The 21,159-nt window shown below is 67.2% G+C and carries 20 protein-coding genes and 3 pseudogenes; 18 read left to right on the top strand and 5 right to left on the bottom strand.

The features are described 5' to 3' along the window. The first annotated feature begins 1 nt into the window (after nt 1). The 5 genes and pseudogenes from pbpC (at nt 2) to DES47_RS05990 (ending at nt 4,194) form a co-directional block, all read left to right on the top strand. Entirely contained in the window at nt 2-2,326 is a 2,325-nt protein-coding gene (pbpC, locus tag DES47_RS06010) for a penicillin-binding protein 1C (protein ID WP_243748188.1), read from the top strand. A 202-nt stretch (nt 2,327-2,528) separates the two neighbouring features. Then, nucleotides 2,529-2,804, top strand: a complete 276-nt coding sequence (locus DES47_RS06005) for a hypothetical protein (protein ID WP_133699790.1) — start codon at nt 2,529-2,531, stop codon at nt 2,802-2,804. A gap of 134 nt (nt 2,805-2,938) precedes the next feature. Then, a pseudogene (locus DES47_RS29165) lies at nt 2,939-3,040 on the top strand (VOC family protein); the annotation flags it as partial. Between the two features lie 101 nt (nt 3,041-3,141). Further along, the gene (locus DES47_RS05995; RefSeq protein ID WP_133699789.1) at nt 3,142-3,687 is read left to right on the top strand and encodes a DUF4256 domain-containing protein; all 546 of its coding nucleotides are present in this window, start codon (nt 3,142-3,144) and stop codon (nt 3,685-3,687) included. 168 nt (nt 3,688-3,855) lie between these two features. Further along, nucleotides 3,856-4,194, top strand: a complete 339-nt coding sequence (locus DES47_RS05990) for a cupin domain-containing protein (protein ID WP_133699788.1) — start codon at nt 3,856-3,858, stop codon at nt 4,192-4,194. Nucleotides 4,195-4,361: 167 nt separating this feature from the next. Here the strand turns inward: DES47_RS05990 and DES47_RS05985 are convergent, their stop codons facing one another. Continuing rightward, the gene (locus tag DES47_RS05985; protein WP_133699787.1) at nt 4,362-4,973 is read right to left on the bottom strand and encodes a glutathione S-transferase family protein; all 612 of its coding nucleotides are present in this window, start codon (nt 4,971-4,973) and stop codon (nt 4,362-4,364) included. Nucleotides 4,974-5,087: 114 nt separating this feature from the next. On the opposite strand from DES47_RS05985, the gene DES47_RS05980 reads away from it, so the two are divergent. From DES47_RS05980 to DES47_RS05960, 5 genes are all read left to right on the top strand, one after another. Then, nucleotides 5,088-6,080, top strand: a complete 993-nt coding sequence (locus DES47_RS05980; protein ID WP_133699786.1) for a helix-turn-helix transcriptional regulator — start codon at nt 5,088-5,090, stop codon at nt 6,078-6,080. A gap of 66 nt (nt 6,081-6,146) precedes the next feature. Continuing rightward, the gene (locus DES47_RS05975) at nt 6,147-6,560 is read left to right on the top strand and encodes a VOC family protein (RefSeq protein WP_133699785.1); all 414 of its coding nucleotides are present in this window, start codon (nt 6,147-6,149) and stop codon (nt 6,558-6,560) included. Nucleotides 6,561-6,682: 122 nt separating this feature from the next. Continuing rightward, a complete protein-coding gene (locus DES47_RS05970; protein WP_341800589.1) occupies nt 6,683-7,066 on the top strand; it encodes a VOC family protein in 384 nt (127 codons plus the stop codon). Nucleotides 7,067-7,104: 38 nt separating this feature from the next. Next, nucleotides 7,105-7,479, top strand: coding sequence for a VOC family protein (locus DES47_RS05965; protein ID WP_133699783.1), 375 nt, complete (start codon nt 7,105-7,107; stop codon nt 7,477-7,479). Nucleotides 7,480-7,756: 277 nt separating this feature from the next. Then, nucleotides 7,757-8,239 (top strand): FxDxF family PEP-CTERM protein, encoded by a 483-nt coding sequence (locus tag DES47_RS05960; RefSeq protein WP_133699782.1) that lies wholly within the window; start codon nt 7,757-7,759, stop codon nt 8,237-8,239. Nucleotides 8,240-8,323: 84 nt separating this feature from the next. Here DES47_RS05960 and DES47_RS05955 read toward each other — a convergent pair whose 3' ends face one another. Beyond that, a complete protein-coding gene (locus DES47_RS05955; protein ID WP_133699781.1) occupies nt 8,324-8,749 on the bottom strand; it encodes a hypothetical protein in 426 nt (141 codons plus the stop codon). A gap of 136 nt (nt 8,750-8,885) precedes the next feature. On the opposite strand from DES47_RS05955, the gene DES47_RS05950 reads away from it, so the two are divergent. Genes DES47_RS05950 through DES47_RS05940 form a run of 3 tightly spaced genes read left to right on the top strand, consistent with a single transcriptional unit; the run spans nt 8,886 to nt 13,515 of the window. Continuing rightward, the gene (locus DES47_RS05950; RefSeq protein ID WP_133699780.1) at nt 8,886-9,725 is read left to right on the top strand and encodes a helix-turn-helix domain-containing protein; all 840 of its coding nucleotides are present in this window, start codon (nt 8,886-8,888) and stop codon (nt 9,723-9,725) included. A gap of 52 nt (nt 9,726-9,777) precedes the next feature. After that, on the top strand, nt 9,778-13,035 hold the full coding sequence (locus DES47_RS28640) for a coiled-coil domain-containing protein (protein ID WP_166651873.1): 3,258 nt from the start codon (nt 9,778-9,780) through the stop codon (nt 13,033-13,035). Between the two features lie 27 nt (nt 13,036-13,062). After that, complete coding sequence (locus DES47_RS05940; RefSeq protein ID WP_133699779.1) at nt 13,063-13,515, top strand: hypothetical protein; 453 nt, start codon at nt 13,063-13,065, stop codon at nt 13,513-13,515. Nucleotides 13,516-13,528: 13 nt separating this feature from the next. Here the strand turns inward: DES47_RS05940 and DES47_RS05935 are convergent. Beyond that, nucleotides 13,529-14,216 (bottom strand): annotated as a pseudogene (locus DES47_RS05935) (LysR family transcriptional regulator). A gap of 162 nt (nt 14,217-14,378) precedes the next feature. Here DES47_RS05935 and DES47_RS05930 point away from each other — a divergent pair. From DES47_RS05930 to DES47_RS05920, 3 genes and pseudogenes are all read left to right on the top strand, one after another. Next, the gene (locus DES47_RS05930; protein ID WP_425057430.1) at nt 14,379-15,224 is read left to right on the top strand and encodes an alpha/beta fold hydrolase; all 846 of its coding nucleotides are present in this window, start codon (nt 14,379-14,381) and stop codon (nt 15,222-15,224) included. Then, nucleotides 15,221-16,484 (top strand): annotated as a pseudogene (locus tag DES47_RS05925) (3-isopropylmalate dehydratase large subunit); the annotation flags it as partial. The gene DES47_RS05930 and the pseudogene DES47_RS05925, both read left to right, overlap by 4 nt. Nucleotides 16,485-16,675: 191 nt before the next feature. Beyond that, nucleotides 16,676-17,653, top strand: coding sequence for a S1/P1 nuclease (locus tag DES47_RS05920; RefSeq protein WP_166651872.1), 978 nt, complete (start codon nt 16,676-16,678; stop codon nt 17,651-17,653). A gap of 5 nt (nt 17,654-17,658) precedes the next feature. Here the strand turns inward: DES47_RS05920 and DES47_RS05915 are convergent, their stop codons facing one another. Then, nucleotides 17,659-18,081, bottom strand: a complete 423-nt coding sequence (locus tag DES47_RS05915; RefSeq protein ID WP_133699776.1) for a DUF805 domain-containing protein — start codon at nt 18,079-18,081, stop codon at nt 17,659-17,661. Nucleotides 18,082-18,095: 14 nt separating this feature from the next. Then, nucleotides 18,096-18,809 carry a GntR family transcriptional regulator gene (locus DES47_RS05910; protein ID WP_133699775.1) on the bottom strand — a complete coding sequence of 238 codons (714 nt, stop codon included), beginning with the start codon at nt 18,807-18,809 and terminating at the stop codon, nt 18,096-18,098. Between the two features lie 88 nt (nt 18,810-18,897). Here DES47_RS05910 and DES47_RS05905 point away from each other — a divergent pair, with 88 nt between their 5' ends. Both DES47_RS05905 and DES47_RS05900 read left to right on the top strand, forming a co-directional pair. Further along, nucleotides 18,898-19,872 carry a Bug family tripartite tricarboxylate transporter substrate binding protein gene (locus DES47_RS05905; RefSeq protein ID WP_133699774.1) on the top strand — a complete coding sequence of 325 codons (975 nt, stop codon included), beginning with the start codon at nt 18,898-18,900 and terminating at the stop codon, nt 19,870-19,872. Nucleotides 19,873-19,882: 10 nt separating this feature from the next. After that, nucleotides 19,883-21,157, top strand: a complete 1,275-nt coding sequence (locus DES47_RS05900) for a glucarate dehydratase family protein (RefSeq protein ID WP_133699773.1) — start codon at nt 19,883-19,885, stop codon at nt 21,155-21,157. Nucleotides 21,158-21,159: the final 2 nt, after the last annotated feature.

Here is a 21,159-nt window from a genome sequence, read left to right as displayed (position 1 = left end):
GGTGAACAAGGCCTTCAAACGACCAGCGCTGCGGCGACTTGCCATCGCGGTACTGTTCGTGTTCGTGGTGTTGGCGGTACTGCGCCTGTTGCCCAAGCCACCGCTGCAGGCGCAGGCCAGCTACTCGTCGGCCTTCTACAGCGGCGACGGCGCCTTGCTGCGCCTGTCTCTGGCGCGCGACGAGCAGTACCGCGTCTGGACGCCGCTTGAGCAGATCGACCCGCGCCTGGTCGAGGCGGTACAGCTGTACGAGGATCGCTGGTTTGCCTGGCACCCGGGCGTCAACCCGGCGAGCCTGGTGCGTGGCGCCGTCAGCACCTGGAGCGGCGACAAGCGGCGGGGTGGCTCGACGCTGAGCATGCAGCTCGTACGGCGCCTGTACCGCATCGACAGCCGCAGCCCCGTGGGCAAGCTCAGGCAAATCGCCGCCGCGCTGTGGCTGGAGTCACGCTACGGCAAGCGCGAGATCCTGGAGGCATATCTGAACCTCGCGCCCTACGGCGGCAATATCGAGGGGGCCGGCGCAGCCAGCCTGATCTACTTCGGCAAGCGGGCGGATCAACTGTTGCTGCCCGAGGCGCTGGCGTTGGCCGTGATCCCGCAGAACCCGAATCGCCGCGGTGGAGAGGCCTGGCCGGTGGCGCTTGGCCATGCGCGCGGCCGGCTGTGGCAGGCCTGGCTGAAGCGCCATCCTCACGACCTGGCCCCGTCGCAGCAGGCCAGTCTGAACCTGCCGCTGAATCTGCGCAGCGTCAAGGAGCTGCCGTTCGCCGCTCCGCATGCCGTGCAGACCTTGATGCGGCAGTCTCATTTCCAGACCCCGGCTGCACAGACGACACTGAGCCTGCACATGCCGACGCAGCGCACCGTCGAGCGGACCATCACCCAGTTCCTGGACAACCGCAAAGGCCAGGGCCTGAACAACGCTGCCGCCTTGCTGGTCGATACGCAGACGATGCAGGTGCGTGCCTGGGTCGGTTCGGCGAACTGGTTCGACGACAAGATCGACGGCCAGGTCAACGCCACCACCGCCAAGCGCTCGCCGGGCTCGACCTTGAAGCCTTTTATATACGCGCTGGCGCTGGACCAGGGCGTGCTGCACCCGGCCAGCATCCTGAAGGATGCCCCCACCGCCTTCGGCACCTACAGCCCGGAGAATTTCGACGGCCGTTTCGAGGGGCCCATCACCGCCGCCAACGCCCTGGTGCGCAGCCGCAACATCCCGGCCGTCCAGGTGTCGGCAAAGCTGAAGCAGCCCAATCTCTACCAGTTCCTGAAGCTGGCCGGCGTCAGCCAGCTGGCCAGCGAGCAGCACTACGGCCTGGCGTTGACCCTGGGCGGCGGCGAGCTGAGCATGGAGGAGCTGCTGGCGATGTACGCGATGCTGGCCAATGGCGGCGAGCTGAAGCCGCTGCAGTTCACGACTGACCCCACGCCGTCGGCAGAGGGCCAACAACTGCTGAGCCCAGAGGCCGCCTTCATCACGCTGGACATGCTGCGTAACAACCCGCGGCCCGACACCGGCCGGCCGGCCTTCCCGCGCGTGGCCTGGAAAACCGGCACCTCTTGGGGCTTTCGCGATGCCTGGACGGCAGGCGTGTTCGGCCGCTACGCGCTGGTCGTCTGGCTCGGCAACTTCGACGCCACGTCGAACCCGGCCCTGGTCGGCGTGCAGGCCGCCGCACCGCTGTTCTTCCAGATCGTCGACAGCCTGCGCAGCCAGGGCCTGGACGCCGGCGAGGTGGCCACCAAGGCGCCGGCCAACCTGAGCCGCGTTCCCGTCTGCGCAGCCAGCGGCGATCTGCCCAACGAACATTGCAAGCAACTGGCCGAGACCTGGTTCATCCCCGGCAAGTCACCGATCAAGCTCAGCACCCTGCATCGCGCCGTGCTGGTCGACGCCTCGGGCCGCGCCGTCTGCCGGCTAGGTGCCAACATCCGCGAAGAGGTGTTCGAGTACTGGAGCAGCGACATGCTGCAACTGTTCGCCCAGGCCGGCATGCCGCGGCGCGTGCCACCGGTGCCGGCCCGCTGTGGCGTTGCGGTGGCTGCCGAGGCCCAGGGTGACGGGCCGCGCATCGTTTCGCCGCTGCAGGGGGCTAGTTATGTGTTGCGGGTGAAGCAGGCGACGCCGCTGACTTTGCGTGCGAATGCGGCGCGTCAGGGGCTGGTCTACTGGTTTGCCGACGCGGCCTACCTGGGCCAGTCGGCGACTGGCAAGGACTTGAGCTGGCAGCCGGCGGCGGCTGGTCGCTACTTGCTCAGTGCGGTGGATGCGCAAGGTGTTGCCGATACCCGTGAGGTCGCGGTGGAGTTCACGAATTGAGGGCAGAGGTGTTTTCGATCTACCCCGTTGTGCTTGCCGTTGTCGAATTCAGAACGTTTCAGCCGCGATTCAGCTGCTTTCAGGACGGATGATGCTCTCAGGTAAGACATTAGAGCCACGGCGATTTGGCGTCGTGACCTTTCCGGCCGAAGCTCGACGAATCCGTGCCCATCGGCAGTCATTCAACCAGGGAGTAGGCATCATGTATTGGAGCATCAGCAGTGCCATCTACGGCGGCACAAATGGCAGCAGCGTTTCCGTGGCGGCGAGTGTGGTGGACGCCCTGTACGCGGCCATCAAGGCCACCCAAGGGACCAATCTGGTCACAGTCAACAACGCGAACATGGGCGGAGACCCAGCCCCCAATGTGGCCAAGGCGTTCACGGCCGTGCTATCGGATACCTCGGGTGTGGGCCCTGACATGCTTTTCGCCTGTCAGGAGAACCAGCGTATCCAGTTTCCTCAGGGCATCGTCTAGGCGCCAACGGGGGTAGATCCCGATCTGTCCCCCGCCAATCGCAACAGGGACTTCGCGGCGAGTCGCCATCGCGCTCAAGACCCACCTGAAAGTCCGCAACGCCCATCTCGTTGACAGCTGGCCGGTCCTCGCCGCCTGGGTCGCGCCCGCACTACCATGTGAATTACTACGCGGCGTTCGTCATTGGCCCGGACGGACACAATATCGAGGCGGTCTGCCACGAGCCTGGGACCTAGCCCTTCGCTCAACTGGCAGGTGGCTACCTCGCGCTCAGCTCAAGACGTGGTGGTACAAGCCCATCCACCCGACTTCCTCCCAAGCGACTACGGATGCGTTTATGAAGGCACAGGAACGAGACACGCTACTCCAATCATTGAAGGGCCGGTTCGAAACAAACCAGCATCGACATCAGAGGCTCATCTGGGCGCCGGTTCAGGCCAGGCTTGAACAAACTCCCAGTGCCCTGAAGTCACTCCATCACATGGAGTCATCCGGTGGCGAGCCGGATGTGATCGGCTATGACGAAGCCACCGGCCAGTACATCTTCTGTGATTGCTCGACCGAGAGCCCTTCCGGGCGCAGAAGTCTTTGCTTCGACGGCGAGGCTCTGGCCTCGCGGAAGGAGAACAGGCCTGAGGGCAGTGTCGTCGGTGCCGCTGCGGCGATGGGCGTCACTTTGCTCAATGAGGCGCAGTACCGTGAGCTGCAGCAGCTCGGCGAGTTCGACCTGAAGACGTCCAGCTGGATCGCCACACCCGACCCGGTGCGCGCGCTCGGCGGCGCGCTGTTCTGCGATCGCCGCTACGGCAGGGTGTTCGTTTATCACAACGGGGCGCAGTCTTACTACGCCGCACGGGGCTTCCGCGGCCTGCTGCGCGTGTGAGCCTGGGTCGTGCCGAGCGTCCAGGTGACGAGCTGTACAGGGAGCAGGCTGCCACTCTGCAGCTGGCCTTGAAGGCGATGAGGGACGAGCCTCACTCACCGCCGCCACCGCCGCCCATTTGGCTCAAGGGTCATGCTGCGGAAGGAGTGAAGCGGCGCATACTTGTGCATGGCCATCCCCCACGCAAGTTCCGGTCAGCTCATCGATGTCCAGCCGCTGGGCGCTCGTCTGTCGAACGAAAAGACCAGCGCGCTCTTCAAGTCCGAGCAGCTTGAGGTCATCCGGCTGGTGCTGCAGGCGCGCGACTCATTCCCACCGCACCGCGTCGCGGGTGAGATCACCATTCACTGCATCGAAGGCCAGATCGACGTCACCGTCGAGGGCCGCAGCAACCCGCTGCGTGCCGGGCAGATGCTCTTCCTGTCGGGCGGGGTTCAACATGGGGTCGTGGCGATCGAGGACTCGTCGGCGTTGGTGACGATTGTTCTGACCCGTCAGCTGCCGTGAGCGGCCAAGCATCAAGCTGCCGCATCGATGGCAAGGCGCAGCAACGTCGCTGACGCATTGACGAACGATCAGCCCTGGGCAGACACCCGTGCGACAGTCAGTCCCAATTCGGCGGCCTCATTCGCGGCTCCCTGGCCCCGCCGGGGAGCCAGCGCCAGCCGAAGGGCTCACAGCCCCTCGTTTTGCATCGCCGGCCGGGCCTGGACCCGGTCCAGCCATTGCTGCACATGGGCGTGGGCGGCCACCGGCGCACCGATGTAGGCGCTGTAGCCGATCACCGAGCCGACCAGCAGGTCCACCAGCGAGTACGTATCGCCCAGCATCCAGGGCTGGCGCGCCAGCCGGGTGTCGAGCAGGGCCAGCAGCTCATTCAGCTCGGCACGGGCCGCGTCGGCATGGGGGCTGCTGCGCAGCGCCTCGTCACCGAGCGTCGCGCGGTGCAGACGCGTCAGCACCGCGCCATAGCTGACATAGGCCCAGGCACACCAGGACAGGGCCTGCAGGTGCTCGGGCGTGCCGGCTGCCGGCCACAGCCCGCGCTCGATCCCATAGGTCTCGCCCAGCCACAGCTGGATGGCCAGGGCCTCGAACATCGGCGCGCCGTCGACCGTCAAGGTCGGCACCTTGCCATTCGGGTTCAGGGCCAGATAGTCCGGGCGATGCTGTTCGCCGGCCCGGATGTCGATCTTGACCCGCTCGTGCGGCAGGTCCAGCTCGGCCAGCGCGCAGGCGACGGGGGTGGCGCTGGACATAGCGTGCCAATACAGAACGATGGACATGGGTTTCTCTCCGTTGAGGTGGTTTGATGGGCATCGGCACGGCGCCGACGACTGCGGTCACTGTAGAAAGCATTGCGGACAGATACGGCCCTCAATCAAAGCTACAGTGACCGGATGCTGAGTGCCTCCTCCCGACTGCTGCAGCTCCTGTCCCTGTTGCAGGCCCGGCGCCATTGGGCCGGGCCCGAGCTGGCCGAGCGCCTGGGTGTGCATCCGCGCACCCTACGGCGCGATATAGACCGGCTGCGCGAGCTGGGCTATCCGGTGGCGGCCAGCAGCGGCGTGGCCGGTGGCTACGCCTTGCGGGCGGGCCAGGCCATGCCGCCGCTGCTGCTGGACGACGAGGAGGCGCTGGCCGTAGCCATCGCCCTGCGCACCGCCGCCTCGGGCCAGGTCGGCGGCATCGAGGAGCCGGCCTTGCAGGCCATGGTCAAGCTGGAGCAGCTGATGCCGGCACGGTTGCGGCGGCGGGCCGATGCGCTGCGCTCGGCGGTGCAGGCCATGGACCCGGTCGGCCCCAGCGTCGACGCCGGCCTGCTGGCCGATCTGGCCGGCGCCTGCCGCGATCAGCTGGGCCTGGACTTCGACTATGTCGATGCCAAGGGCGAGCCCAGCCGTCGCCGGGTCGAGCCGCAGGGGGTGGTCCACACCGGCCACCGCTGGTATCTGGTGGCCTGGGACACGCTGCGCAGCGACTGGCGCACCTTCCGCATCGACCGCATTGCCGGCACGGCGATGGTCGGCAGGCATTTCACGCCGCGCATCGGCCCCGAGGGCGGCGATCTGCGCGCCTTTGTCGCGCGCTCCGTGGTGCTCTCTCCCCATGCCGAGCAGGCCCGGGTGATCCTGCACGCGCCACTGGCCCAGATGGCCGCGCGCATCCCGGCCACGGCCGCGCGGCTGGAGGCGGTCGACGACGAGCAGCGCTGCCTGCTGCAATGCGGCGCCCACGCGCTCGACTCGCTGGTCTACTGGCTGATGGCGCTGGAGGTCGAGTTCGAGGTGCTGGCACCGCCGGCGCTGCGCGAGCGGCTGGCGCTGGCGGCCGAGCGGGTGATGCGCGGCCTGGGTCGGCTTGGAGATCCACCCAAACCAGTTCTTCTTTGACTGTGATTACGTACAGTAATATGAGCAGGCGCAAACGCGCCATACCAAACTCAGGAGTGCTTCATCATGCTCGACCATATGACCTTCCGCGTGACCGATATTTCACGCGCCAAGACGTTCTACAGTGCGGCCCTTGCGCCACTGGGCTACAGCCTGTGTTTCGAGGGCAACTTCGGCTCGAACATCGTGGGCTTCGCCTATCCGGATGCCGCTGAACCCGATGGAAAGAAGGCTGATGTCTGGTTCATTGATGGCCCATCGCCCTATGGTGGCCCCCCCTCCACCTCCGGTTGCCACCTTGCATGGCGTGCACAGAACCGCGCGCAGGTGGATGCCTTCTACAGGGCGGCGATGGCCGCCGGCGCCAAGGACAACGGCGCCCCGGGCCTGCGCCCGGACTATCACGCCAACTACTACGGCGCGTTTGTCATCGATCCCGAGGGCAACAACATCGAAGCCGTCTGCCATCTGCCCGAGTAAGCAGGGCCCGTGCAGCGCATGGCACTGGGTAGCTCGGCGGAACAGCCTGAGTCAGCGCCAAGGTTCGCCTGCGCGGATGTGCCGATCCGCAGCGACCGAAGGCGCTCGTTCACATCAACCGAATGGGGTCTTGTATGCCTGTTGTCGGCCTTGATCACGTCCAACTCGCAATGCCTGGAGGGGCCGAGCCACAGGCGCGAACCTTCTACGGAAGCCTATTGGGCCTCACCGAGCTGGCGAAGCCAGAGGAACTTGCCGGCCGCGGTGGTGCCTGGTTTCAATGCGGCAGCATTCAAGTTCATCTTGGGGTCGAGAGTGGCTTTCGCCCGGCCATGAAAGCGCATCCCGCTTTTCTCGTCGAGCAGTTCGAGGAACTTCTTGCTCGTCTTCAGGATGAAGGGTTCGAGATTACCGAAGACACGTCGCTTCCGGCCGTCCGAAGGGCTTTCACGAATGATCCTTTTGGCAACCGCATTGAACTGGTCGCATCCGATGCTGCTGCCTAGTTCTTCAATCGCGAGGATGCCGCCGCTCATCTGCACTGATGTTTGACCACGTCAAATTCGGCGTCAGCGACTATGCGGCGAGCAAGGCGTTCTCCCTCAGGGCACTCGAACCGCTCGGGGTCACCGTTGTCACGGAATGGCCGCCGAACGGTGTGGAGCTGAGCCAACCGATGGGCAAGCTTTCCCTTTGCCTGTATCAAACCGATGAGAGGCCGGCGCATCTGCACTTGGCGTTCACGGCCGGCAATAGTCAGCAGGTCGATGCCTTCTATCGAGCGGCTCTGGGGGCTGGCGGCACGGACCACGGTGCGCCCGGTCTGCGACCGCACTATCACTCGAACTATTACGCGGCCTTCGTCATCGGTCCCGACGGGCACAAGGTCGAAGCGGTTTGCCACGAACCGGAAGCCTGACCACAGCCCGCCCAGGGGAAGACCTTCTCCTGGACCCCGGATGTCGCGCCCATTGAGCTGGCGCCCCTCAAGCCCCAAGCACCACTCCGCCACCCTTGTTGGCAACCGGCGTCTGCGCCGGTGGCAGGGCCTCGCCTTGAGTAATGGAGCGCCTTTCGCGCACTGGTGAAACGACCAGCCCCCAAGGTAGGGGGTTTGCAGGCAAGTATTGTTTAGGTAAAACGATAAAACTCGCGGCGTTGTCGCGTTGTCTGCGCAACTTCCCTTTGGAGTCACCATGTTCATCAAGAAATTGGCGTTGGCCGCCGCGATTGTTGCCACTTCCAGCGCTGCATTCGCGAACGACGTGGTTGGTTCTCCTTCGTTTGCCGGGCTCACGTCCACGTATGCGGCACTGCACAGCGCCGGTGCATTCACCGATACCTTCACCTTCATGATGCCGGGCATCACATCAGCCAGTGTGAGCATCACCACCATTGGTGCGGGTGTGGCCGACATCGACTTCATCTCGGCCACCTTGAACAGCATGCCCCTGGTCTTGACCACGGATGCTGGCGGCTTTGTCGAGTTGCTCTATACGCCGGGGAGCTATGCCGTCACCGGTCCGCTGACGCTGGTCATCAAGGGCATGTCCGCTGAAAACGCCAGCTACAGCGGCACCCTGAACGTCACGGCCGTGCCGGAACCCGAAACTGTCGCGCTGATGTTGGCCGGCCTGGGTGTGATGGGCTTCGTGGCGCGTCGCCGTCGCGCCGTCTGATTCGCCACGGGCTTAACGCCCGTGCAGTGACACGATCGGGCTCCTTCATGGAGCCCTTTTTGTTGGCCTTGGCCACCAGCACCTTCAGGCCGCCGCTGCGCGCAAGCCCGGCCGCGCCACCCCGCAGCGCCTGAGCCCCAGCCCCTCCCAGCCGGCCAGCATGAGCACGCCCGCAGCCTGCACCAGCAGCAGCGCCTCGCCCCAGGCATTGAAGGGCACGACCTGGCCTGCCAACAGGTACAGGCAGGCCAGCGCCCAGCCGATATTGCCGGCGACGATGAACTTGATCAGCCAGGGCAGCACGCGGGGCGCGCGCCACAGGGCCAGCAGCAGCGCGGTGTAGCCGACCATGAACAGGCCGGTGCCGCTGAGCAGGGGCGCCGGCAGCTGCGTCAGCTCGGCCAGCGGGGCGGTGAGGGCCAGTTGCTGCACGGCCACGGCGCCGCTGACGACGGCATCGGCCAGCAGGGCGGCCTTCAGGGTGGGGGACATGGGCAGGGTGTTTTCCATTGCTTCTCTCCTTCGGTGGTTGAATCGGATGAGCCAATGGTGCGAGCCGCGCATCAAGCCTGCGATTACCTCCGAGGTCATTGGCCCGTGGCCGGCAGCCCTTACGATGCCGATCAAACAGACGGGGGCAGACAGCATGGCAGTGGCCGAACTACAGAGCCGAACGACGGTGGGCGAACACCTGCGCACCTGGCGCGAACGTCGGCGCATGAGCCAGATGGCGCTGTCCCTGGAGGCTGGCATCTCGACGCGGCACCTGAGCTTTCTGGAGACCGGCCGCTCGCAGCCCAGCCGCGAGATGATCATGCTGCTGGCACGGCACCTGAACATCCCGCTGCGCGAGCGCAATGTGCTTCTGGTGGCCGGTGGCTATGCGCCGCTGTATGGCGAGCGGCCCTTCGACGACCCCGGCCTGGAGGCCGCGCGCCGCGCCGTCAATCTGATCGTGCAGGCCCATGAACCGTTTCCGGCGCTGGCCGTCGACAGGCACTGGAACATGATCTGCGCCAACCGCATGGTGCCTCTGCTGCTCGACGGCGTGGCCCCGCATCTGCTGCAGGGCCCGGCCGTCAATGTGCTGCGCCTGTGCCTGCACCCGGAGGGCGTGTCCAAGCGCATCCTGAACCTGCGCCAGTGCCGTGACCATCTGCTGGAGCGGCTGGAGCAGCAGATCGCCAACACCGCCGATGCCGGCCTGGCGCAGCTGCTGGAGGAGCTGCAAGCCTACCCGGCCGACAACACCTCGCCCCAGGCAAGAGCGGCGCCGCCCGCGCCCGAGTACGGGGGCCTGGTCGTGCCCCTGCACCTGGCCGTTGGTGAGCGGGTGCTGAACCTGATGAGCACCGTCACCGTGTTCGGCTCGCCGATGGATGTGACCGTGTCCGAGCTGGCGATCGAGACCTTCTTCCCGATCGACGAGGCCAGCGCGGCCTATCTGCGCGAGCTGACCAGGGGCGACCGGGCGCTGGACAAATAGCGGCGCATGCCCCACATTCTGCCGGTTCCATCGGTCAACCAGGGAGCTTGAGGTGCTGGGAGAAGACGATCCGACAGTCAAGTGGTGCCAGGAGATGCGGGCCCTGCTCAAGCTGGCCAGGACTGTGATGCCGCAGGAGGGCGACGAGGCCCTGGCGGACGGCGACCCGACCGACAACGCCGACGCCGCGCTGCTGCTGAAGAAGAGCTTCCAGCAGCGTTTTGCCAAGGATCCCAAGGGCGCCTCCCAGGCACAATCGGACCGGCTGTCCCTCGCCCGCACGCAGTTCACCAACCTCTACTCGGGCACGCCCGACGACAAGACACTGGCGCTGATCAAGGCCCAGTTCGAGGCCATGGTCAAAGCCTATGCGCTGGAACTGCCGCAATGCACGCTGCGCCAGCAGATGCTCGCCCGGCTGGAGGCCTTGGCGCCGGCCAAGAAGACCGGCGCCGCCCTGGTGCCGGGCTCCGTCGACACGGACACCGGCACGCTGGCGTCGCTGCGCGATGCCGCCGTCGAGGCTCTGGAGCGCGCCGGCTCGCTGCAGGCGCTGGGCGCCGAGCAGCTCCGGCTGGACGCCATCGCCCAGGAGCGCGAGCGCATCGAGCTCCGGATCGAGCAGAGGGGCAAGCAGGCCGAACGCATCGAAGCCGATGTCGAGGCGCTGAAGCCGGCCCCGGAGGCCCCGCCGGGCAGCCTGGACACCGAGCGCGGCGCGGTGCGTGCGCTGCTGGCGCCGCCGCTGAGCGATGACGCGCTGGCCAAGGCCGAGGACGCGCTGCTGAAGCTGCGCAGCGCCTGGACGCCCGTGGAGCAGGAGGCGCTGGCACTGCGCCAGATGCGCGCGCTGTTCGCCGCCGAGGCCGCCAAGCTGCGCGAGCGGGTGCAGGCGCTGGAGGGCAGCCTGGGGCAGAAGAACAAGGCGCCGGCGCTGAAGACTCTGGGCGACATCGACAAGCTCAATCCCAAACTGGCCGTTGGCGCCGGCCGGGCCGAGACCGAAAAGGTGCCGGCCGCACTGGATGCGCTGAAGATCGAGATCATGGGACTGATCGCCGGCATGACCGGCGGCGGCAACCCGGGCGCCAAGGAGGCGGCCATCGCCTTCATGCAGGCCGAGCTGGCACGTTGCGCGGCCGAGGCCAAGCAGCTGCCCAAGCTGGACGACACGGCCGAGGGCTATGCCGAGGCGCTCGACAAGTCCATCGCCAAGGCCCGCCAGTTGCTCGGCGTGGGCAGCGGCGGTCAGGCCTCCAAGGCGCGGCCGGAGGTCGAGACCAGCAGCGAGCTGGTCACCGCCTGGCGGGCCTATGTGGGCCCGGCCGGCATTGTGCTGGGGCAGCGCAAGGCGGCCGTGGCGCAGCTGGTGCAGCAGGCCAATCCGGCCGAGGCCGACCCGGCCTTCGGCCTGGTGCTGGACGCGCTGCGCAAGCAGGTCAATACCAGCCTGGCCAAGCCGCTGCTGGAGGTCAACGTCACAGAGGCCGAGACCCATGCCAAGCCCTTCCCGGCGCTGCTGAAGCGTGCCGCCGACGATGCCGCGGCGGCCAAGCGTGTCACCGCGGCCCGGCTGATCCTGGCTACCGATTACGCGGCGGCGAGCGGCGCGGCCCGGCCGGCGGCGCGCACCGAGCTGAGCAAGGCCAAGGCGCTGGTCGACAACCGCTTCACCCTCACCGGCACGGATCGCGACATGCCGCTGACGGCCCGACTGCACGAGGAGCTGGTCGCCCGCATGCGCGAGGTGGCGGCCGAAGGCGACTTCGCCAGCACGCCCAAGGCGCCGTTCGCCGATCTGGCCGAGGGCGTGCGCGAGCTGGCCTTCTCGGTCTGCGGGCCGGGCATGATCACCGGCATGGACAAGAAGGCCCGGGAGGCACTCAGCGCCGTGCTGGTCAGCGACGGGCCGGCGATACGCCAGCTGGCCGAGGGGCCGCTGGGCGGCAGCCCCAAGGTGTTTGCCAAGGTGCTGGCCCGCTGCGGCCCTGGCGGCCTGGCCACACTGGCACGTGCGCTGGACGGCGAGGGCGGCAAGGGCGCCCGTGCCTCGCTGGAGGGCCTGGTCGACAAGGCCGGGCTGGGCGGCAATCCGGAGCTGCTCAGCCGCCTGCTGGGCGACGCGCCCAAGCCCGGCGACAGCCCCGAGCTGACGTTGGCCAAGCAGCAGGCCCAGGCGCGCAATGCGGCCGGCCTGAAATCGTTGGCAGAGAACTTCAGCGGCGACGCCGGTCAGGCGGCGATGAGCGCGCTGATGGTCGAGGGCGGCCTGGCCGGCAGCGATGGCGCGCTGGCCAGCCTGATGCACAAGGGCGGCTTCGATGGCAAGGGCGACGAGCTGCGCGCCTTTGCCGATGCCTTTGTCGGCGACAGTGCCGGGCTCAAGCGCCTCGTCAGCACCGCCGGCGTGGCCGAGCACGTGGCCGTGCTGGGCCCGCTGGCCAAGAAGGCCGGCGCCGTGGGCGTCAAGTCGATAGCCACGGCCTTCACCCAGCCCGAGGACTGCGCCCGGCTCAAGGGCCTGCTCGACGGCGGCGGCATGGGCGGTGACACCAGCCTGCCGGGCAAGAAGCATGAGCATCCGGACACGCTGAGCAAGGTCTTCGTCGACGGCCTGGGCGGCAAGGGCGAGAACCTGAAGGTCTATGCCAAGGCCTTTGGCGGGCCCGATGGTCCTGCAGACTCCAAGCGCATGCTGGATGCCTTCAACGAGTTCCCCGACTATCCCGAGATGCCGCCCAGGGACTACCGACAGCCGGGCAAGGGCCTGGCGCTGCTGCTGGGCGGCAAGCAGCTCAAGGGCACGCCGGAGCAGCGCATCGCCAAGCTGGCCACGCAATTCATGCCCAGTATCAAGACCATTGCCGAGGGCAACCAGCGCAACCAGGCAATACGAATGGCGCCGCATATGGCGCTGGAGACGGCGCAGGAGGGCTGGAAGCCCGAAAGCGGGGCGATGCGGACGGCCGGGATCGAGACGGTCACCGCCTCGGTGCTGAAGCGCCATCAGCCGGAAACCTACGACAAGGGCAAGACGAACTACGAGCAGTCGATGTTTCCGCCCGGCATCGATGTCGGCGCGCTGATCGACCAGGCACTGGCCCAGGTCTCCGACGACCGCGACCGCGCGGAGCAGGTCACGGTCACCGTGGGCCCGCCGCCGACCCAGATCACCGTCGAGATCGGCTATGTGAACGACACCATGGTCAACCACTTCGGGCCGCGGGGAAGCGTCGCGCCACCGCATCCGATGGAAACGCCGGTCTTCCGCGAAGCGGAAATCAATGCCATCTTTGCCGCGATCAAATAGCGCCGCACGATGAGTTCAGGAGCAGTTATGCAAGTCAGGTTCGAGATTGACGATTTTGGCGACGAGGCGGCCTCGATTCAGGCCGTGGCCGACGGTCGCGCGCCCGAGGAGCCCTATCACCTGTGGGGGCGCGTCCTGCTGGAGCAGGAGGGCCAGCCCACGGTGGTGATCGACGACGACATGACCCTGCTGGGCCTGGCGCTGTGCGCCGATGTGCCCGCGGCGCTGCGCCGCGACGGCAAGGCTCAGCTGCGCCTGGCCGGCTGGCCCGGCAGTTACAGCTTTGTGGCCGAGGGCGGTGTGGTGCACCTGACAGGCTCCAAGGACACGGACGTCCGCCTTGATCAGGCCGAGCTGCTGCAGGGCCTGCATGCCTGCGGCCAGCGCCTGGCGGCCTTCATCCAGACACTGGCGGTGAGCTGTCCGCAGTACGGCAAGGCCGGCCGCGTGCTGGCGACGAACCTGGCCGATCGTGGCTGATGCCTGAGCAGACTCACCAGCCGCCGTAATCCCCGCCCGCCTCCTCGCGCCGCGACCTGAAGCCGTCCAGCAAAAAGTCCACCAGCGCCCGGGTCTTGGCCGACAGATGGTGCTTGGTCGGGAACACCAGGTAGATGTCGGCCGGGGGCAGGCTCCAGTCGGGCAGCACCAGGCGCAGCCGGCCCGAGCGCAGATAGGGGGCGGCGTCCCATTGCGAGCGCAAGAGGATGCCCTGGCCATCCAGCGCCCAGCCCAGCGCTACCTCGCCATCATTGCTGCTCAGCGTGCCGCGCACCTTGACCGTCTCCTGTCTGGCGCCGGCGCGCAGATGCCAGGTGCCATAGGTCTCGTCGCTCTCGCGCAGAAAGATGCATCGGTGCGATGTGCTGGCGGCCGAAGCCCAACGTGGCATTGATCTTCAGCAGGCCCTTGGGCGTGGCGCGCGAGCCGGCCACCGCGTGCTCCAGTGCATCGAGCTCGGCCAGCACCCGCGTGCCCTCGACCAGATAGGTCTCGCCCTCGGGCGTGAGGCTGATGCGCCGGGTGGTGCGGTGCAACTGCCGCACGCCCAGCCGAGCCTCCAGCGCCGACAGCCGCTTGCTCACCGACGGCGGCGTCACGCCCATCTCCTGCGCCGCCGCGGCCAGGCTGCCGCGCTTCATCAGCAGCACGAAGAAGCTCGGGTCGGAGAAGGCGTCCATAGGTGAATTGAAGGCACGAATGAATTGTGAATGGCGACATTATGTTGTGTCTGCACATGACTACCATCGCTTCATTCCCGCCCGCGGAGTATTGCCATGAACACGAACTTGCAGGATCTGCTGTCAGGCTTCGAGCACCGTCTGGTGTCGGTAGGCGAGGGCATGCAGATCGCCGCCTCGATCGGTGGCTCGGGCCCGCCGCTGCTGCTGCTGCACGGCCACCCGCAGACGCGGGCGATCTGGCACCGCGTCGTGCCGGAACTGTTGAAGCACTTCACCGTCGTCGCGGCCGATCTGCGCGGCTATGGCGATTCATCGAAACCGCCAGGTGCGGCCGACCACGGCAACTATGCCAAACGGGTGATGGCGCAGGACCAGCTCGCGCTGATGCAGGCGCTGGGCTTCAACCGCTTCGACGTGCTGGCGCACGACCGCGGCGCCCGCGTCGCGCACCGGCTGGCGCAGGACCACCCGCAGGCAGTGCGCTCCCTGGTGCTGCTGGACATCGCGCCGACCCTGGCGATGTACCAGCAGACCAGCGAGGCCTTTGCCCGGGCCTACTGGCACTGGTTCTTTCTGATCCAGAAAGCGCCGATGCCGGAGCGGCTGATCGCCGCCGACCCCGCGGCCTATGTGCTGGAGGTGATGGGCAACCGCAGCGCCGGCCTGGCGCCGTTCGATCCACGCGCCCTGGCCGAGTACCAGCGCTGCCTGGCGCTGCACGGCACAGGCCACGGCATCTGCGAGGACTACCGCGCCGCTGCCAGCATTGATCTGGAGCACGATCGCGCCGACCGCGAGGTCGGGCGGATGCTGCAAGTGCCGTTGCTGGTGCTGTGGGGCGAACGTGGAGTCGTCCATCAATGCTTCAAGCCGCTCGATGAGTGGCGCTTGGTCGCCAGCGATGTGCGGGGCCAGGCCTTGCCCTGCGGCCACTACGTGGCCGAGGAGGCGCCCGAGGCGCTGCTGGCTCAGGCCCTGCCTTTCTTGACCCAGGATCTGCGATGACTTTTTCTGGAAAAGCGCTGTACCGCAAGCTGGTCGAGTCGCACATCGTCGCGACCCTGGACGCGCAGAACGTGCTGCTGTTCTGCGACCTGCACCTGATGAACGAATACACCAGCCCGCAGGCCTTTGCCGGCCTGCACGAGCAGGGCCGTGGCGTGCTGGTGCCGGGACAGAACGTCGCGGTGGTGAGCCACATCATCCCGACCCATCCGGTCAAGTTTCGCGTCATTGCCGATCCGCCGTCGGCGCTGCAGGCCAGCAATCTGAAGCTCAACTGCGAGCGTCACGGCATCCCGCTGTTCGACACCAATGATGCGCTGCAGGGCATCGAGCATGTGGTCCCGCCCGAGCTGGGCATGATCCGCCACCGGCATGGTGGTGATCTGCGGAGACAGCCACACCACCACCTATGGCGCCCTCGGCGCCCTGGGCTTCGGCATCGGCACGTCCGAGGTCGAGCATGTGCTGGCCACGCAGACGCTGGTCTATCGTCTGGCGCAGGACATGCGCATCCAGGTCGATGGCCTGTTGCCGCTGGGCACGACGGCCAAGGATCTGATTCTGATGATCATCAGCCGCATCGGCGCCCAGGGCGCGCGCGGTTATGTGGTCGAGTTCTGCGGCACGGCGATCAGCGCGCTCAGCGTCGAGGCGCGATTCACACTGTGCAATATGGCGGTGGAGGCGGGTGCGCGCGGCGCCTTGATCGCCCCCGACGCCACGGCGATCGCCTATGTGCTGGACCGTGCCAAGGACATCACCGGCCCTTGGCGCGAGCAGGCCTTGGCCGCCTGGGCCCAGCTGCACAGCGATGCCGAGGCGGTGTTCGACATCGAGCACCGTTTCGATGCCGCCGAGGTCGTGCCCTACGTGACCTGGGGCACCAGCCCCGACCAGGCCGTGCCCATCACCGGCAATGTGCCTGACCCATCAGCGCAAGCCGAGGGCGTGGCGCGGCAGAGCGCCGAGCAGGCGCTGCGCTACACCGGTCTGACTGCAGGCGCGCCACTCGAAGGCCTGGCCATCCAGCACGTCTTCATCGGCTCCTGCACCAATGCGCGCATCGAGGATCTGCGCGCCGTGGCCGAGATCGTGCGCGGGCGCAGGGTCGCGCCATCGGTGCGGGCGATGGTCGTGCCCGGCTCGGGCCGCGTGAAGGCCCAGGCCCAGGCCCAGGCCGAGGCCGAGGGTATTGCCGATCTGCTGCTGGCCGCCGGCTTCGAGTGGCGCCAGCCCGGCTGCTCGATGTGCCCGGCGCTGCAAGCGGGCTTCAGCCTGGCCGAGCGCCACCGCCGCATGTTCCTGGAGGGCTTGGACATGATCGGTGCGTCGCTGAGCTATCGCGATCAGATCGAGGCCTTTGCCGCGGCACATCAGATGATGCCGGGCTTGCAGAAAGGCCGACCATGCGCGCATCCACCATCTCGCTACTCGCCCTGTTGTGTGGGCTCTTGCTCGGCCCAATCCCTGCCGCCGCCTGGGGCCCCAGCGGCCATGCGGCCGTCGGCGCCATCGCCGACCAGCTGATCGCCGGCACGCCGACGGCCAAGAAGGTTCGGTCCATCCTCGGCAGCAACTTGCAGACGGCCGCCAGCTGGGCCGATTGCGCCCGCTCGGTCGAGTCCAGCGGTGGCGTCTGGAGCTATGTCAAGCCGGGCACCTGGCCCAGCTGCAAGCTCTACGAGAACCCCGAGAGCCAGGCCGCGCTGATCGCCTTCGTCAAGCGCAATGCCAGCCGCTGCGGCGGCTTTGCCAGCAGCGTGCAGTGCCGGCACAAGTCCTACCACTTCGTCGACCTGTCGCTGCCGCACACGACCTACGATCCCAAGCTGCCCGGGGCCGGACCCACCGATCTGGTCCATGCGATCAATGCCAGCCTGATCGTGCTGGAGGGCGGCAAGTCACCGGCGCCGTTCGACCTGCGCGGCCAGCGCGAGGCGCTGCGCCTGCTGACCCACTACCTTGGCGACCTGCACCAGCCCCTGCATGTCGGCTCCATCTACCTCGATGGCGCCGGCCATGCGCTGGACCCGGCCACCGAGCAGGAGGCGCACGACCACAGCAATGCCGGCGGCAACTCCATCATGGTCGGCACTGCGAAGTTGCATGGTCTCTGGGACGATGTGTCCGACAAACTGCTCAAGCAAATGGTCAGCGGCCCCGGACTGGCCGAGGCCAGAGCAGTGCCGCCCGCCAAGGGCGCGATGGCGCAGTGGGCGGCCGACTGGGCCGGCGAGAGCGTCGTCCAGGCCGGCAAGGCCTTCAAGGGCTTGAAGATCGGCGCCAAGCAAGCGGGCGCGATGGGTGCCGCATGGCCGGCCACGGCCACCGACCCCAACTACCGCCAGACCCGCGAGGCGTTGCAGCACGAGCAGCTGGTCAAGGCCGGCGCACGACTGGCGCAGATGCTGACGACCTTGTGGCCTTGACGCAGCTACAGCACGGCCGACAGAACGCCCAACACGGCCCAGGGCCAGATCAGGTTCATCAGCGCGAAGATCCAGGTCACGAGCGTGGCCGGCGGCGGGGCGGGCTCGAAGGTATCGGCCTGGGCCTTTGTCTTGGCAAAGGCCAGATAGCCGACCAAGACCAGCAGCAGCGGACCCAGTCCCAGGCCGATCCAGAAGCCCAGCACCGTCAACCATGCCGGCCAGCCGAGATCGCGCCCGCGCTTGATGGCGGCAGCCATGGCGATCAATAGGAAGACGACGGCAAGCACGATCACCGCGGGCAGCGGTGCCGCCCCCCCGCCGCTGACCTTGGTCGACAGAACCAGGCCATAGAGCAGCAGGGCCAGCACATTGCCGACAGACAGCAAGCCGAAGGCGGCGAAGCGTGAACGGGTGTAGCGGCGCATGACTGACGATTGTGTCAGGGGGCCAGGTATTGCGGGTGGCTGACCCGTATCTCTTCCACCGCGCTGAGCGTGCCCTGCAGGTGCTGGCGCAGATGCGTCTGCGCGGCCTCGGCATCACCGCCGGCAATGGCCTCGACGATGGCACGGTGGTCGCCGATGATGGCCCGCTCCTTGCCGGCCGAGGGCAGGTGCAGGAGGCGCAGGCGGTCCACATGGCCGCTGCGGCGTTGCACCAGATCGTAGAGTTCGGGCACGCCGGCGGCCTCGTACATCAGGCGATGGAATTGCCGATCGGCGGCGATGAATTCGCGGTAGCTCTCGCCGCCCATCAGCCCCTGCTGCAGCTCGACCTGCGCGCGCAGCTGGGCCAGCAGTGCAGGGCTGGCACTGCCGGCCAGGGTGCGCACGATCTCGGCCTCTATCGCCTGGCGCAGGAAGTGGGCCTGGCGGGCGGAGTCGATGTCGATGCGGCTCACCCTCGTCGCGTGCTGCGGAAAGATGTCAACCAGCCCCTCCTCGCCGAGCTTGATCAGCGCATCGCGTATCGGCGTCTGGCTCAGGCCGTAGTCATCGGCCAGCTCGGCGCGTGACAGCACCGTGCCCGGCGCCAGTTCCAGCGAGACGATCTGCTCGCGCAGGTGCTCGAACACCTGGGGGGCGACCTGGCGGGTGCGGTCCAGGCGCAGCGGTGGGGGTTTGCGGGGGGGCATCGATGCGGAGGTGGCCATGGAGCCTCGATTCTAGCCAGGGCCATGCATTGACACACTAATGTATTAGTGCTTTACTGCGATCGAACCTACCCGAGGAGACAAACCGATGAAACGCCGCCTGGCCCTGAGCTGCATTGCCGCCACCCTCTCCAGCACCGTGCTGGCCCAAGCTCCCGAATGGCCTCTGGCCAAGACCATCACCTATGTCGTGCCCTTCACTGCGGGGGGCTCGACCGATGTGGTGGGCCGCACCATTGCCGAGAAGCTGCAGGCGGTGCTGAAGCAGACCGTGGTGGTGGACAACAAGCCCGGCCAGGGCGGCGGCATCGGCGCCTCTTTTGTGGCCAAGGCCGCGCCCGATGGCTACACCCTGTTCGGCGGCACGATCAGCACCCATGCGATCAATGCCAGCCTCTACAAGAACCTCAGCTACGACCCGGTCAAGGACTTCGAGCCGGTGGCCCTGGTCGCCTTCCTGCCCAATGTGCTGCTGGTCGATCCGGCCCTGGGCGTCAACTCGGTGGCCGAGCTGATCGCGCTGCTGAAGAAGGACGAGAAGCGGCGCATCTTCGCCTCCTCGGGCGCCGGCACCTCCACCCATCTGGCCGGTGAGATGTTCGCCGACCTGATCGGCGTGCCGCTGACCCACATCCCCTACAAGGGCACGCCGCCGGCCATGATCGATGTGTCCTCCGGCCAGGTCACCTTCATGTTCGACCAGATGACGGCCGCACTGCCCTTGCTGCAGGCCGGCAAGCTCAAGCTGCTGGCGGTGACCACGGGCAAGCGCATCGCGCTGGCGCCGAACACGCCGACGATGATCGAGGCCGGCGTGCCGGGCTTCGAGATGTCATCCTGGCAGGCCATCTACGCGCCCAAGGGCACGCCCAAACCCATCGTGCAAAGGCTCAGCAGCGAGATTGCCAAGGCGCTGCGCCAGCCGGATGTGCAGGCCAAGCTGCACGGCCAGCTGGGCATGGAGATCGTTGGCGGCTCGCCCGAGGAGTTGGCAGCACTGATGGCCAAGGAGATTCCGCGCTGGGCGGCCCTGGTCAAGAAGTCCGGCGCATCGGCGAACTGAGGGCAGGGCGATGAACCGGGACATCAAGATCAGCGCCGTGCGCGTCACGCCGATCGCCTTCCGCGACGGCCCGCTGCTCAATGCGGCCGGCATCCACGAGCCCTGGGCGTTGCGCGCCATCGTCGAGCTGGAGAGCAGCGACGGCCGCGTCGGCATCTCCGAGACCTATGGCGACGAGCCGATGCTGCGTGTGCTGGAGCAGGCGCGGGCGCTGGTGCTGGGCCTGTCGCCGTTCGCGCTGAACGCAATGGAGCAGCGGGTGCGGGCCACCATCAAGCCCAGCCCCGGTGCGATCGAGTTCGAGCTGGCGCCCGGTTCGCACACGGCCAAGAACGCGGCCAAGGTGGTCAGCACCTTCGAGGTGGCGATGCTGGACCTGCAGGGTCAGATCGTCGGGGCGCCGATCGTCGATCTGCTCGGCGGCGCCGTGCGCCCGGCCGTGCCCTACAGCGCCTATCTGTTCTTCAAATACGCCGAACACATTGACAAGCCCTATGCGCCCGATGCCTGGGGCGAGGGCATCAGCCCCGGGCAGATCGTCGCCCAGGCGCGGCGCATGATCGAGTTGTACGGTTTCCAGAGCATCAAGCTCAAGGGTGGCGTGTTCGAGCCCACCCACGAGATTGCCTGCATGCGGGCGCTGCACCAGGCCTTTCCGGGCCTGCCGCTGCGGCTGGACCCGAATGCCAACTGGTCGCTCGAGACCAGCATCAAGGCCGCGCCCGAGCTGGACGAGTTGCTCGAGTACTACGAAGACCCGACCCCGGGCCTGGCTGGCATGGCCGAACTGGCCAAACACACGCCGCTGCCGCTGGCCACCAATATGGTCATCACGACGATGGACGACTTCCGCCGTGGTGCCGCCATGGGCTCGGTCAAGGTGCTGCTGTCCGACCACCACTACTGGGGCGGCCTGCGCCTGACGCAGACGCTGGCGAGGATGTGTGCGTTGTGGGACCTGGGCATGTCCATGCACTCGAACTCGCACCTGGGCATCAGCCTGATGGCCATGACCCATGTGGCGGCCAGCATCCCCAACCTGACCTATGCCTGCGACACCCACTACCCCTGGCAGGAAGAGGAGGTCATCAAGGGCGGGCGCATCAAGTTTGTTGAGGGTGCGGTACCCGTGCCGACCACGCCGGGCCTGGGCGTCGAACTCGACCGTGCCCGACTGGTCGAGCTGCATGAACAGTACCTGCGCTGTGGCGTGCGCAGCCGCGATGACCTGACGCAGATGCGCAAATACGACCCGCAGTTCAGCGGCAAGACGCCGCGCTTCTGACG

The sequence above is a fragment of the Roseateles toxinivorans genome (assembly GCF_004362525.1).
Taxonomy (GTDB): domain Bacteria; phylum Pseudomonadota; class Gammaproteobacteria; order Burkholderiales; family Burkholderiaceae_C; genus Paucibacter; species Paucibacter toxinivorans.
This window is presented reverse-complemented; position numbering and strand designations above follow the sequence as displayed.